The following is a 13833-nucleotide window of genomic DNA, read 5'->3' on the forward strand; positions in this document are numbered from 1 at the left end:
TCAGGCCTCCACCGCCCGGCCCTTGAGCGCGAACAGGCCGCGCGGCCGCTTCTGGATGAACAGGATGATGAAGACGAGGAGCAGGATTTTTCCCAGCACCGCGCCCGCATAGGGCTCGAGGAACTTGTTGGCGACGCCGAGCGTCAGCGCGGCCACCAGCGTGCCCCACAGGTTGCCGACGCCGCCGAAGACCACGACCAGGAACGAGTCGATGATGTAGCCCTGGCCGAGATTCGGCGAGACGTTGTCGATCTGCGAGAGCGCCACCCCGGCGACGCCGGCAATGCCGGAGCCCAGGCCGAAGGTGAAGGCGTCGATCCACGGCGTGCGGATGCCCATGGCGGCGGCCATGCGGCGGTTCTGGGTCACCGCGCGGGTCTTCAGGCCGAACGAGGTCGCCTTCAGGATCAGGTTGAGGGCGACGAACACGGCCATCGCGAACACCACGATCCAGAGCCGGCCCCAGGTGATGGAGAGGCCGAACAGGTCGAAGGCACCCGCCATGTAGGACGGCGCGCCGACCTCGCGGTTGGTCGGCCCGAAGACCGAGCGCACCGCCTGCTGCAGGATCAGGCTGATGCCCCAGGTGGCCAGCAGCGTCTCGAGCGGCCGGCCGTAGAGGTGGCGGATGACGGTCCGCTCGATCAGGATGCCGACGGCGCCGGCGACCAGGAAGGCGAGCGGGATCGCGATCGGCAGCGACCAGTCGAACAGGCCGGGGGCCTTCTGGCGGATCAGCTCCTGCACCAGGTAGGTGGTGTAGGCGCCGAGCATCACCATCTCGCCGTGGGCCATGTTGATGATGCCCATCACCCCGAAGGTGATGGCGAGCCCGATGGCGGCGAGCAGCAGCACCGAGCCGAGCGAGATGCCGTACCAGGCGTTCTGCACGTTCGCCATCAGGGCCTGGCGGGTCTCGATCGCCGAGACGCCGCGACCGGCGGCGTCGCGCACGCTCTGGACGGAATCGCCCGAGAGGCCGCGCAGGATGGCGAGCGCTTCCGAATCGCCGCGGGCCTGGAGGGTGTCGATGGCTGCCAGCCGCTCGATCTCGGGGGCGCCGGGCTTGGCCAGCAGCGCCGCGGCGCGGGCCTCCTGGAGGCTGCGCTTCACGCCCGCATCGGTCTCGCGGGCGAGCGCCGCGTCGAGGGCCGGGAGGGCTGCGGCGTCGCGGGCCTTGAGCACCGCGTCGGCGGCATTGCGGCGTGTGGACGGGTCGGGGGCCAGCAGGTTCAGGGTGCCGAGGGCCGCGTCGATCGCGCGCCGGATCCGGTTGTTGACCCGCACGGGCTTGAGGCCCTCGGCGCTCACGGTCGCACCGGTGCGGGCGTCCGTCACCTTGGCGCCGTCCTTGACGGCGAGCGCCTTGTCGTCCGGGCGGTAGAGCAGGCGGTTGTCGGCGAGCGCCCGCAGCACCGGCCCGGCCTTCGGGTCGCCGCTGGTCGCGAGGCCCGCGATGGCGGCCTCGATGTCGGAATAGCTGTCGCTGGCGAGCCGCGCATAGGCGGCGTCGGGCCCGGTCTGCGCCGCAGCCGGGAGGACCCAGGCGGCGCACCAGAGCGCGAGGAGAAGGACGAGGCAGCGGCGCATTCAGGCTGTCCAGGGCAGGGTGCCAAAATTCCCCTCTCCCGTGTGGGAGAGGGGTTAGGGGTGAGGGTGACACGCTTCAGCGTAGAGCTCTGACTGTCGTGCTGGCAGCGGGACGCTGAGTGCTTCACACAGAACCGTAGCACCCTCACCCCCGGCCCCTCTCCCACACGGGAGAGGGGGGATTGTGCTAGACGATCACGCGCCGCCGCACTTCTTCGTCTTGGTGTTGTAGTTGCCGCAATTCAGCTTGACCCAGTCGGCTTCGAGGTCCTTCGAGCCGTCGAGCTGCTTCGACCAGGCCTCGCCGGCGATCAGGCCCTCGGTCTTCCACACCACGTCGAACTGGCCGTTGTCCTTGATCTCGCCGATGAAGACGGGCTTGGTGATGTGGTGGTTGGCCAGCATCTCCGAGGTGCCGCCGGTCAGGTTGTCCTGCTTGATGCCCGGCAGCGCCGCGATCACCTTGTCCGGATCGGTGGTGCCGGCCTTCTCGACCGCCTTCACCCACATGTTGAAGCCGATATAGTGGGCCTCCATCGGGTCGTTGGTGACGCGCTTCGGGTTCTTGGTGTAGGCGTGCCACTGATCGATGAACGCCTTGTTGGCCGGCGTGTCGATCGACATGAAGTAGTTCCACGCCGCCAGATGGCCGAGCAGCGGCTTGGTGTCGATGCCGGCCAGCTCCTCCTCGCCGACCGAGAAGGCCACGACCGGGATATCGGTCGCCTTGATGCCCTGGTTCGCCAGCTCCTTGTAGAACGGCACGTTGGCGTCGCCGTTGACGGTCGAGACCACCGCGGTCTTCTTGCCGGCCGAGCCGAAGCTCTTGATCGCGGCGACGCGGGTCTGCCAATCGGACTGGCCGAACGGGGTGTAGTTGATCGAGATGTCCTCGGGCTTCACGCCCTTGGCCTTCAGGTAGGCCTCGAGGATCTTGTTGGTGGTGCGGGGATAGACGTAGTCCGTGCCCTCCAGCACCCAGCGCTCGACCTTCTCCTCCTTCATCAGGTAGTCGACGGCCGGGATCGCCTGCTGGTTCGGGGCGGCGCCGGTGTAGAACACGTTGCGCTCGCTCTCCTCGCCCTCGTACTGGACGGGGTAGAACAGGATCGAGTTCAGCTCCTTGAACACCGGCAGCACGGACTTGCGCGACACGCTGGTCCAACAGCCGAACACCGCCGAGACCTTGTCCTTGGCGATCAGCTCGCGCGCCTTCTCGGCGAAGAGCGGCCAGTTCGAGGCCGGATCGACCACCACCGCCTCGAGCTTCTTGCCGAGCACGCCGCCCTTCTTGTTCTGCTCCTCGATGAGCATCAGCATGACGTCTTTGAGCGTCGTCTCGGAGATCGCCATCGTGCCCGAGAGCGAGTGCAGGATGCCGACCTTGATGGTCTCCTGCGCCGAGGCGACCGTCGTCGCCAGCGTGCCGAGCGCCAACCCGCCCGCGACCGCGGCGCGCGAGAGCCAACCCTTCCACGTCATGGTGTTCTTCTCCCTGGGCCGTTGCGGCCGAACCCCGTTCCGCAAAGGCCGTGCCAGGAAAGATTTCGAAAAAGTTCCCGTGGCTTCAGGCTCAAATTCTGGGCATCCGCCGGCATCCGGCGCCACGTGCCCGATTTTCGCCGCAGGTGCTGCCCACCTGCGCGCCACTCTGCCTAAGCCGTCGTCAAGGCTACGCTTGGATCCTGTCTGCCCTAGATGAGTCGCCCAGCCGGCATCGTCGCCGGCCGAGGAGAACCGGGGTGATCGAGGACCTCTGGTACAAGAACGCGGTGATCTACTGCCTCTCGGTCGGCTCCTTCATGGATGCCAACGGCGACGGCATCGGCGATTTCGAGGGGCTGGAGCGCCGCCTCGATTATCTCCTCGGCCTCGGGGTGACGGCGATCTGGCTGCACCCGTTCCAGCCCTCGCCGGGGCGCGACCACGGCTACGACGTGGCGGATTATTACGGCGTCGATCCGCGCTACGGCACGCTCGGCGACTTCGTCGCCTTCACCCACGCCGCCAAGCAGCGCGGCATGCGGGTGCTGATCGACCTCGTGGTCAACCACACCTCCGACCAGCATCCGTGGTTCCAGGCCGCCCGCTCCGATCCGAACGCCCGCACCCGCGACTGGTACGTCTGGTCGAAGACGAAGCCGGCGAGCGCCAACGAGGGCATGGTGTTTCCGGGCGTGCAGAAGAGCACCTGGACCTACGACAAGGAAGCGAAGGCCTGGTACTTCCACCGCTTCTACAATTTCCAGCCCGACCTCAACACCGCCAACCCTCACGTCCAGGCCGAGATCCTGAAGATCATGGGGTTCTGGATCCAGCTCGGCGTGTCGGGCTTCCGAATGGATGCGGTGCCGTTCGTGATCGCCGAGAAGGGGCCGGACATCTCGGGCGAGCCGCGCGAGCAGTTCGAATTGCTGCGGCTGTTTCGCGAGTTCCTGCAATGGCGCCAGGGCGACGCGATCATCCTGGCCGAAGCCAACATCCTGCCGCGCCAGGACCTCGACTATTTCGGCGACGACGCCGACCGCATGCACATGATGTTCAACTTCCAGGTCAACCAGGCTCTGTTCTACGCGCTCGCCTCGGCCGATGCGCGCCCGCTGGTGAAGGCGCTGCAGAAGACCTGGAACCGGCCGCCCTCCGCCCAGTGGGCGATCTTCCTGCGCAACCACGACGAGCTGGATCTGGGGCGCCTGACCGAGAAGCAGCGCCAGACCGTGTTCGACGCCTTCGGGCCCGAGCCCGAGATGCAGCTCTACGACCGCGGCATCCGCCGGCGCCTCGCGCCGATGCTCGGCGGCGACCGGCGCCGGATCGAGCTCGCCTACAGCCTGATGTTCACCCTGCCGGGCACGCCGGTGCTGCGCTACGGCGACGAGATCGGCATGGGCGACGACCTCTCGCTGCCCGAGCGCGACTGCGCCCGCACGCCGATGCAGTGGTCGCACGAGCCCCAGGGCGGCTTCACGCTGAGCGACAGCCCTGAATCGCCGCCGATCCACGAGGGTCCTTACGCCTACTCGCACGTCAACGCGGCAGCGCAGCGCTGCGCGCCGGAATCGCTCCTCAACTGGATGGAGCGCATCATCCGCATGCGCAAGGAGGTGCCGGAGATCGGCTGGGGCGACTTCACCGCCCTGGAGACCCATGATCCGAGCATCCTCGCCCTGCGCTACGACTGGCGCCGGAACTCGGTGCTCTGCCTGCACAACCTCGCAGCCGAGCCGAAGGAGGTCACCTTCGCCACCGGCCTCGACGGCGACGGCCGCAACCTGATCGACCTCCTCACCGGTCAGCGGAGCCTGGCCGACGACGACGGTTGCCACTGCGTGCTGCTGGAGGGCTACGGCTACCGCTGGTACCGGGTCGGCGGGTTGGACTACCTGTTGCGGCGGAGCGAGATCTGAGGAACCGGCATGGGAACGGGCGCGGCCCCTCCCCCGCTCCGGAGGAGGCACCGCACCCGTGTCGTCGTACATGAACGCCTAGTCGATGTCCTCGACCGCCTCGGCCCCGCCATAGACCCGGTGAGCGAGCGATGCCTCGATCAGGTCGTCGATGTCGCCGTCGAGGACGTCGTCGGGGCTGGTCGACTGGGCGCCGGTCCGCAGATCCTTCACCAGCTGGTAGGGCTGGAGCACGTAGGAGCGGATCTGGTGGCCCCAGCCGATATCGGTCTTCGAGGCCGCCTCGGCATTGGCCTTCTCCTCGCGCTTCTTCAGCTCGAGTTCGTAGAGGCGGGCGCGCAGCATGTTCCAGGCGGTGGCCCGGTTCTTGTGCTGCGAGCGCTCCTGCTGGCACGCCACCACGATCCCGGTCGGGTTGTGGGTGATGCGCACCGCCGAGTCGGTAGTGTTGACGTGCTGGCCGCCCGCGCCCGACGAGCGGTAGGTGTCGATCCGGCAGTCCGATTCCTTGATCTCGATCGTGATCCGGTCGTCGATGACCGGGTAGACCCAGACGCTGGCGAAGCTGGTGTGCCGCCGGGCGTTGGAATCGTAGGGCGAGATCCGGACCAGGCGGTGGACGCCCGATTCGGTCTTCAGCCAGCCATAGGCGTTGTGGCCCTTGATCAGGAGCGTGGCACCCTTGATCCCGGCCTCTTCGCCGTCCGCCCACTCGACGATCTCGACCTTGTACTTCCGGCGTTCGGCCCAGCGGGCATACATGCGCTGGAGCATGTTGGCCCAGTCCTGGCTCTCGGTGCCGCCGGCGCCGGCATGCACTTCGAGATAGGTGTCGTTGGCGTCGGCCTCGCCCGAGAGCAGGGTCTCGATCTGGCGGCGGGCCGCCTCGACCTGCACGGCGCGGATCTGCTCCTCGCCTTCCCGGATGCTGGCGGCATCCTCCTCCATCTCGCCGAGCTCGATCAGCGTCGCGCCGTCCTCCAGCCCCTGCTCCAGGCGCCGGATCGCCGTGACGGCGTCGTCGAGCTGCGTGCGCTCGCGCATGACCTTCTGGGCCTCCTCCGGATCGTTCCAGAGTGAGGGGTCCTCGGAGCGGGCGTTCAGCTCCGCGAGGCGCTTGTCAACGGTATCCCAGTCAAAGATGCCTCCTCAGCAGTCCGATCGACTGCTTGGCGGCATCCGAGAGTTGCTCGATCTCGGCGCGCATTTGGTGTGGGTTCACTCGCGTGAGGGTGGGGCCAGGGTGATAGCGCCGGGGGGCGCGGGTGTAAACGGCGGGGTGCGCTATGCCTCGGGCGCGGGGTCGATCGGACTCGTCGCGCAGCCGCACGCAGCATCCGTCACAGCGCGTCCGCGACGCTGTCGTAGATGGCGGGCAGGTGCTCCGCGCCGACGAGGAGTTCGGCCATCGTGTAGCGCCGGCGCGGCTGGGACAGGGCTTCCCGGACAGGGGTCGCCACGATGGCACCGTCCTTCACGTCCAACGCCAAAGCCGTTCCGACGTCGGCGCCGATCCGGTCGAGGAGTGCGTCGGGGAGCGTGACAATGCGCGCGTCGCCCTGCAGGTGAACCGTCACGATGATTGGCATAGGTCCCACCTCCCGTCTGTACTCCATCCTTGGCACGGACGCCGTCGCTGCGCGAGCTTTCGATCGCGGAGCGTCGCCTTCCCTGATCCCCTCCCCTTTCCCGGACGACTGGGGCGACAGCGGAAGGAGATCCTGGAACCAGGAGAGAAGTGCCGCGAAGCGACTCTATATTTGCACCGTTGCAGACGGACGGACGCTTCACGACTTTTTGTGCTGGATCCCGGATCTCCTTCCACTTCGTTGCAGTCGTCCGGGAAAAGGGGAGAGTTTGAAACGGAATATCGTGAGCGTTTGTCTTCCAGGCAGCTTCACCGCCGCCCGAGCCCGAACAGCCGCTTGGTCCATTTCAGTCCACTCGCCCGCGCCGGGGGTGCGGCCGGGCCCGAGGCATCGTTCGCCGCGCGCTTCAACCCGATCTCCGGCGTCACCGCGACGTGGGCGGGCGCGACGACGTCCTGGTCCGGCGCGAGCCGGAAGGCGGGGCCGTCGCTCTCCTCCACCCGGGCGAACCCGGCGCGCGCGAACACCTCGCGGCAGGGCCCGTTCGCCGGTGTCTCGATCAGGCAGCCGGTGATGGCGGCCGGGCTGCTCTCGCGGAGCCGGGCGCAGAGATAGGCGAGCGCCGCCTTCTCGACCTCCATGCCGAGCACCCGGCAGCTCATCACGAACTGCACGACCTCCGCGCCGCCCTCGCCGGCCTTGGCGTAGAGGATGCCGACGAGGCCGTATTCCGAAAACTTGTCCTTGACTGTGAAGGCGTGGATCTCGCCGCCCTCGGCGAGGAAGGCCAGAAGCTCGGGGTGGGTCCAGCGCCGGCCCGTCGTGTTGAACTGGTTGGTCTTGTTGGTGAGCTCCAGCACCCGGGGGAATTCCGGCTGGTCGGGCCGGGTGACGCGGGTGAAGGCGACGGCGCAGCCGAGGCCGGCCAGGAATTCCTCGCGGCTGAGCTTCGCCCGGGTCTCCTCGCGGGCGACCTGGTTGCGGATCGAGGTCTCGCGCAACGCGGCCTCGGCCGAGAGTCGGGGCAGCTGCAGCTCGGGCGCCCAGAGCAGGATGCGCCGGGTCAGGTAGGGGTTCGAGCCGATGGTGCGGATCTCCGGCAGGGCGTGGCGCACCGCCTCCCGCTCGACCGGGTTGTCGTCGACGAACACCACGCTCTTCGGCGTCAGGTTGAAGGCGCGGCAGATCTCGGCGACGTTCTCGGCCTTCGGCTGCCAGTTGATCTTCGCCACCGCGAAGTCGGACAGCTTCAGGAACGGCGGATCGACGACGTTGTCCCAGTGCGCCTCGACGATGTGGTGGTCGTTCTTGGAGCAGACCGCGACCAGGATGCCGCGGGCGCGCAGGTGCTGGATCGCCTCCCAGATTCCGTTCTGCCAGCCGCCGCGCGGCCAGGGGAAGCGGTCGGGGTGGAAATCCTCGGCGATCAGGCCGCGCCAGAGCGTGTTGTCGAGGTCGAAGATCACCGCCTTGACCTGGTCGATCTGGCGGACCGTGCGGTAGGTCGCCACCGCCTGCTCGTAGACCGCGAGCAGGAATTCGCGCTGGCGCGACTCGTAGAAGGTGTTGATGAGCGGCACCGGCTCGATCCGGGCCGAGGGCACCAGGTCGACCCCGTCCTGCTGGACGTTGGAGCCATGGGCGTAGAAGCCCGTGATGTCGTCGAGGAAGTAGCGCTTGCCGAGGCTCGAGGCGACGGCATCGACGTCGCACAGGAAGACGTTCTGGTACGGCTTGATCGCTTGCGCGATGTAATGGTTCAGCCGCCGGATCAGGAAGGCGAGATCGCCGTCGGCCGAGCGCCGGTCGAGGCTCGCCGCGATGTCGAGCTGCGGCACGACGAAGGTCGCCACGAAGGTCAGGAGCCCGTGCGCCCGGTTATAGGCGAGCCCGGCCTCCAGCATCGCGTCGATCATCACGCAGCCATCGCGATAGGTCTGATCGAGGAAGGCCGGATCGAAGATGCGCCCGCCGGTGATGATCCGGTCGGTCAGCACCGTGCGCAGGGGAATCTGCAGGTACTGGAAGTCGTAGGACCCGATCGGCTGGGGCGGGCTCGCCGGCAGGTCGCTGGCGCTGTTGAACAGCACGTAGTCGAAGGCGACCTCGGGGATCGCCTGGGCATAGGTGCGGTGGTAGAGCTCGGTCAGGCACGAACCGACGAGCAGCACCCGGGTGAGGCCGGTCGGCGTGACCTGCAGGTCGCGGGGAAACAGGAACTCGCCCGCCGGCAGCCCGGCCTGGCCGCCGAAGCCGAGATGGCCGTCGGGCGTGCACTCGTAGAGCAGCGCCTCCCGGCCCGGATCCTCGACCCCGCGGAGCGCGACGTGCAGGCTGCCGTCGCGGACGTAGAGGTGGTCGGCGCGCCAGGAATCCCGCCACGAATCCTGCCCCTTGGCCGAGGCGAGGCGGAACTCGTCGCCCTCGATCGACCAGCGGTCGCCGCCGAGCGGGCTGTCGCCGGTGATCGCGCCGTCGGGGGCGAAGTGGACGTTCGCCGAGAGCGGGTGACCGTCGGCAGTCGCGAAGGCCCACCGGGTCGTCACGAGCTTCTGGGTCGTGAGGCTCTTGCCAAGATGCAGCATCGCGGGAGGTCGTCCGTCTCGCGGCGGGGCTCCCGTGCCGATCGCCGCACGATAGCCCTCACGCCGGCATGCGTGTCCGAATGGGAATGGGACGAGGCGGCGCGCCGGTGCGCGCCGCCTCGCCGTTTCGAGTCCGTCAGTACAGCCCGCCGGCCTGCGCCGCCCGGTCGGCATCCGCCGGCACCGCGGCCGGGGCGGCCGGCTGGGAGCTCGCCGGGGCCGAGTAGCTGTCGGGCGGGGCGGTGCCGGGCTTGAACGCCTCGAGCAGCCCGCCCTCCGAGCCGCCGGCGCGGGTGCCGGAGGCGGCGTTGACGCGGATCAGCTTGATGCCCGGGGGTACGCGGAACGGCGTCGGCGGCTTGTCCTTCAGGGCGGCCTTCAGGAAGTCGCGGGCGATCGGGGCGGCGAGCCCGCCGCCGGTGGCGCTGTCGCCGAGCGAGCGGGGCTTGTCGTAGCCGATATAGATGCCCACCGCGAGGTCGGGCGAGAAGCCGACGAACCAAGCGTCCTTGGAGTCGTTGGTGGTGCCGGTCTTGCCGGCGAGCGGCTTGCCGATCTCCTTCAGGATCGTGGCGGTGCCGCGCTGGACCACGCCCTCCATGATCGAGACGATCTGGTAGGCGGTGAGCGGGTCGAGGACCTGCTCGGAATCGTCCACCAGCTTCGGCTCGTCCTGGCCCGACCACTTCTCGGCGTCGCAGCCGATGCACTTGCGGGTGTCGTGGCGGTAGATGGTCTCGCCGTTGCGGTCCTGGATCCGGTCGATCAGGGTCGGGCGGATGCGCCGGCCGCCATTGTCGAGCATCGAGTAGGCGGTGACCATCCGCATCACGGTGGTCTCGCCGGCCCCGAGCGACATCGGCAGCACCGGCAGCATGTCGTCGTAGACGCCGAAGCGGCGGGCATACTCGGCGATCAGCGGCATGCCGACATCCTTGGCGAGCCGCACCGTCATCAGGTTCTTCGAGTGCTCGATGCCGTAGCGCAGGGTGTGGGGGCCGCCGCCGGCCTTGCCGCCGTAGTTCGTCGGGGTCCAGGCCTCCTGGCCGGGGCCCGCCTCGATGGTGATCGGCGTGTCGAGCACCATCGAGGACGGGGTGTAGCCGTTGTCGAGCGCCGCCGAGTACACGATCGGCTTGAACGACGAGCCGGGCTGGCGCATCGCCTGGGTGGCGCGGTTGAACTCGCTCTCGTCGTAGGAGAAGCCGCCGACCATCGCGTGGACGCGTCCCGTATAGGGATCCATGGCGACGATGGCGCCGGAGACCTCCGGAATCTGGCGCAGCCGGTAGGTGTTGCCGGCGCCCTCCATCCGCTCGACATAGACCACGTCGCCGGAATTGAGCGCCGCCGCGACGCCGCGGCCGGTCCAGCGGACGCCTTCCGCGCCGATGATCCCGGTCTCGCGGTCCTTCGAGACCTGCCCCGAGCTCTCGCGCTTCGGCTGCAGGCCGATCGTGGCGCGGCCGCCCGAGGTGTCGAGCACCACGGCCAGGCGCCAGGGCTGCACGTCGCCGAGCGCCGGCACCTCGGCCACCGCCATGCCCCAGTCGCGGCCGGCGAGATCGACCCGGCTCTTCGGCCCGCGCCAGCCGCGCGCCTGGTCGTAGCGGACGAGGCCGTCGACGAGGGCGCGACGGGCCATCGCCTGCATCTTCGGGTCGAGGGTGGTGCGCACCGACAGGCCGCCCTCGTAGAGCTTCTTCTCGCCGTAGCGCTCGGAGATCTCGCGGCGGACCTCCTCGGCGAAGTAGTTGGCGTTGGCGGTGTTCGGCGAGACGCTGCGCGGGTTGACTCCGAGCGGCAGCTTGCGCTCCGACTCGGCCTCCTCCTTGGTGATGTACCCGTTCTGGGCCATCAGGCCGATGATCTCGTTGCGGCGCGCGAGCGCCTGCTGGGTGCGGCGATAGGGGTGGTAGTTGTTCGGACCCTTCGGCAGGGCGGCGAGATAGGCCGCCTCGTGGATCGTCAGCTCGTGGACCGACTTGCCGAAATAGTCGAGGGCGGCGGCCGCGATGCCGTGCAGGTTGCGGCCCGGCACGATCGTGCCGAGGAAGATCTCGTTGAGGTAGAGCTCGAGGATCTTGTCCTTCGAGTAGGTCGATTCGATGCGCAGGGCGATCAGCGCCTCGCGGACCTTGCGGTCGAGGGTCTGCTCGGAGGAGAGCAGGAAGTTCTTGGCGACCTGCTGGGTGATGGTCGAGGCGCCCTGCTTCTTGCCGCTCGAGGCGTTGGTCAGGATCGCCCGGACGATGCCCTCGGGGTCGATGCCGCCGTGCTTGTAGAAGTTCTTGTCCTCGGCCGACAGGAAGGCCGCGATGACGATCTTCGGCATCGCCTGGATCGGCAGGTAGAGCCGGCGCTCGCGGGCGTACTCGGCCAAGAGGCTGCCGTCGGCGGCGTGGACGCGGGTCATCACCGGCGGCTCGTAATTGGCGAGCGCCGCGTGGTCGGGCAGGTCGCGCGAGTACTTCCAGAAGAAGTAGCCGCCCGCCGCGGCACCGACGACGAGAGCCATCGCCGCGATGCTGAACAGGAAGCCGAAGAAGCGGAGGATGAAGCGCATCGAAACCCGATCCGTCGATGATGCCGCGCGGCCCCAGAGGGCCCGAAACTCAAGCCCGAGGCAACGCCCGGGCACGGCTCCTCACGGAAACGCGACAGCCATGGCGACGCGGGACGCCGTTCCCGCGCTTAGCGGAAGAGGCGTGCGAAAGCCAGGACAGCGAGGGGCCGACGGGGCCCTATCGACACGGGATCTATGGTGAAACTGGGGCGGGTCCGATCTGGGCGGCGCGCCCGATCCGGGGAGCGTCCGCCCCGCGGGCGGTCACGGCGGCCGGCAGGCGGCCGGCGAAGAACGCCTCGATCGCTCCCGCCATCTGGCCGGTGACGTTGGCGCGCCACTCGTCGGAGAGCAGGAGATCGAGGTCGCGCTTGCTCGACAGGTAGCCGAGCTCGACCAGCACCGAGGGCACGTCCGGCGAGCGCAGCACCCGGAACCCCGCCTCGCGGTGGGGCTTCACGCTCATCTCCATCACGCCGGAGAGGCGCGTCAGCAGGCCCTTGGCGAAGCGGGCCGAGAAGCCGCGGGTCTCGCGCAGGGTGAGTTCCTGGAGGATGTCGGCGACGTCGGCCGGGCCGTCGCCCTGGTCGGCGCCGGCCGTCGCGTCGGCCTTGTTCTCGCGGTCGGCGAGACGGGCCGATTCGGCGTCGGTCGCCTTCTCGGACCCGGTATAGATGGTGGCGCCGCGCACCTGCGGCGCGGCCGAGATCGAATCGGCGTGGATCGACACGAACAGGTCGGCGCGGGCGTCTCGGGCGATGCGGACCCGCTCATTGAGCGGCACGAACACGTCGCGGTCGCGGGTCATCTGGACCCGGATCCGGCCCCCGGCCTCGAGGCGCTGGACCAGACCCTGCGCGACCCCGAAGACGATGTCCTTCTCGTAGACGCCGGGGCCCGCGATGGCGCCGGGATCGATGCCGCCATGGCCAGCATCGACGATGACGAGGGGGCGCGAATCGATGCCCTCGCGGGCGGGCGCCTCCGCCGCGCGGGCGGGCTCGGGGGCTTGCGCGGCGCGGCGGAAGGCGTCGCGGTCGCTGCGGTTCAGATCGATGGTGAGCAGCGTCGCCCCGTCCCGCGGGCGCGTGGTCGTGGCGACCCGCGCCACGGTCGCGGCCTGGGCGAGGTCGATGACGATGCGCGAGCGCCCGGGGGCGAACAGGCCGTAGCGGTAGGAGGCGACGAGGCCGTCGCGCTTGCGCCCCGCCTCGGGCGGCAGCTGGAAGTTGACCTCGGGCAGGTCGACGATCGCCCGGTCGGGCCGTTCCATCACGAAGGCCCGCGCCTCGACAGGGCGCGACAGCACGACCGTCAGGCGGGTGCCGCCCTCCGGGAGGATCGCCGTCTCGGCGGCGATGGCCACCGCCGGCCGTTCCGCCACGGGGCGGTCCGCGGCGGTGCCGGGCACCGACGGGGTGGCGCCGGCGGCGGCCGGCAGGACGAGGCCCGCGACCAGGACGGCGGCGCGGGCGAGAAGGCGGATCGGACGTGCGCGTGTCGGCATGGTCTCGCGGCGACCTCAGGCGGCATCCCGGTTACGCGATAACCGCGCCATGGTTAACGCATCGCAAAGGCGTTCGGATCGCCGGCGCCGGGCTGTGGCCGCGCGGGTACACAGGGGATGGCGGGGTCATTGGCCTCGGACCCGGTGATGATGCTTGCAAATTCCGCCGGACACTCTGTAATGATGATGACCCCTGCCCGTTGCCGCCGGCTTTACGCCGCGGACCTCGGGCTCGCCCGGGCGCTCCCGCAGCGGCTTCGGCGCTGGCCGGCCGCCGGCGGATCGTCCGACGATCTCGCGAGCCGGGCAGGTGTTGCTGATCCACGACGGCGTTCGTGAACGTCGTCGCCCGTTTTTACCGGCGGCCGGACCCTCGCGTCCCGGCGCCTCGATTCGAAAGGTCGGTGGGAGTATGCGTGGACGCACAGCCTTCGGTCTCGAAGCTGCCGTCCCCGGCGCACGCGTCAGGCGTCGCGCCCGTCCGCGCCCCCTGCCCCCGGCCCTCGTCAACCCCTCGCGCGCGTGGATGCGCGCAGCGGCGATTGACGGCATCCCCCGCACGACATCATCCGCCGCGCCCGACCGGGCA

The 13833-nt window shown here is 69.2% G+C and carries 8 protein-coding genes; 1 reads left to right on the forward strand and 7 read right to left on the reverse strand.

Going from position 1 to position 13833, the window contains the following annotated elements; genetic code table 11:
• Both urtB and urtA read right to left on the reverse strand, forming a co-directional pair.
• Complete coding sequence (urtB, locus tag DK412_RS07015) at nucleotides 1–1590, reverse strand: urea ABC transporter permease subunit UrtB (RefSeq protein WP_109971359.1); 1590 nt, start codon at nucleotides 1588–1590, stop codon at nucleotides 1–3.
• Nucleotides 1591–1785: 195 nt separating this feature from the next.
• Nucleotides 1786–3072, reverse strand: a complete 1287-nt coding sequence (gene urtA / locus DK412_RS07020; protein WP_109971360.1) for an urea ABC transporter substrate-binding protein — start codon at nucleotides 3070–3072, stop codon at nucleotides 1786–1788.
• A gap of 260 nt (nucleotides 3073–3332) precedes the next feature.
• Here urtA and DK412_RS07025 point away from each other — a divergent pair, with 260 nt between their 5' ends.
• Nucleotides 3333–4997: an alpha-amylase family protein gene (locus DK412_RS07025; protein ID WP_109971361.1), complete on the forward strand. Its 1665-nt coding sequence runs from the start codon at nucleotides 3333–3335 to the stop codon at nucleotides 4995–4997.
• Between the two features lie 78 nt (nucleotides 4998–5075).
• On the opposite strand, the gene prfB is transcribed toward DK412_RS07025, so the two are convergent.
• The 5 genes from prfB to DK412_RS07050 all read right to left on the reverse strand — a co-directional run bounded on the left by prfB (nucleotide 5076) and on the right by DK412_RS07050 (nucleotide 13244).
• Nucleotides 5076–6204 (reverse strand): peptide chain release factor 2 gene (gene prfB / locus DK412_RS07030; protein WP_109971362.1). Its coding sequence is split into 2 segments (ribosomal slippage): nucleotides 5076–6134 and nucleotides 6136–6204, totalling 1128 coding nucleotides; the frame shifts between segments, so codons are not numbered across the junction.
• A gap of 133 nt (nucleotides 6205–6337) precedes the next feature.
• Nucleotides 6338–6586, reverse strand: coding sequence for a PbsX family transcriptional regulator (locus DK412_RS07035; RefSeq protein WP_109971363.1), 249 nt, complete (start codon nucleotides 6584–6586; stop codon nucleotides 6338–6340).
• Between the two features lie 308 nt (nucleotides 6587–6894).
• Entirely contained in the window at nucleotides 6895–9171 is a 2277-nt protein-coding gene (locus tag DK412_RS07040) for an HAD-IIIC family phosphatase (protein WP_204165517.1), read from the reverse strand.
• Nucleotides 9172–9307: 136 nt separating this feature from the next.
• Entirely contained in the window at nucleotides 9308–11737 is a 2430-nt protein-coding gene (locus DK412_RS07045; RefSeq protein ID WP_109971364.1) for a penicillin-binding protein 1A, read from the reverse strand.
• Between the two features lie 193 nt (nucleotides 11738–11930).
• Nucleotides 11931–13244: an N-acetylmuramoyl-L-alanine amidase gene (locus DK412_RS07050; RefSeq protein ID WP_109971365.1), complete on the reverse strand. Its 1314-nt coding sequence runs from the start codon at nucleotides 13242–13244 to the stop codon at nucleotides 11931–11933.
• Between the last annotated feature and the right edge of the window lie 589 nt (nucleotides 13245–13833).

Origin of the sequence: Methylobacterium sp. 17Sr1-1 (assembly GCF_003173775.1) — a bacterium.
In the GTDB taxonomy this organism is placed as follows: Bacteria; Pseudomonadota; Alphaproteobacteria; order Rhizobiales; family Beijerinckiaceae; genus Methylobacterium.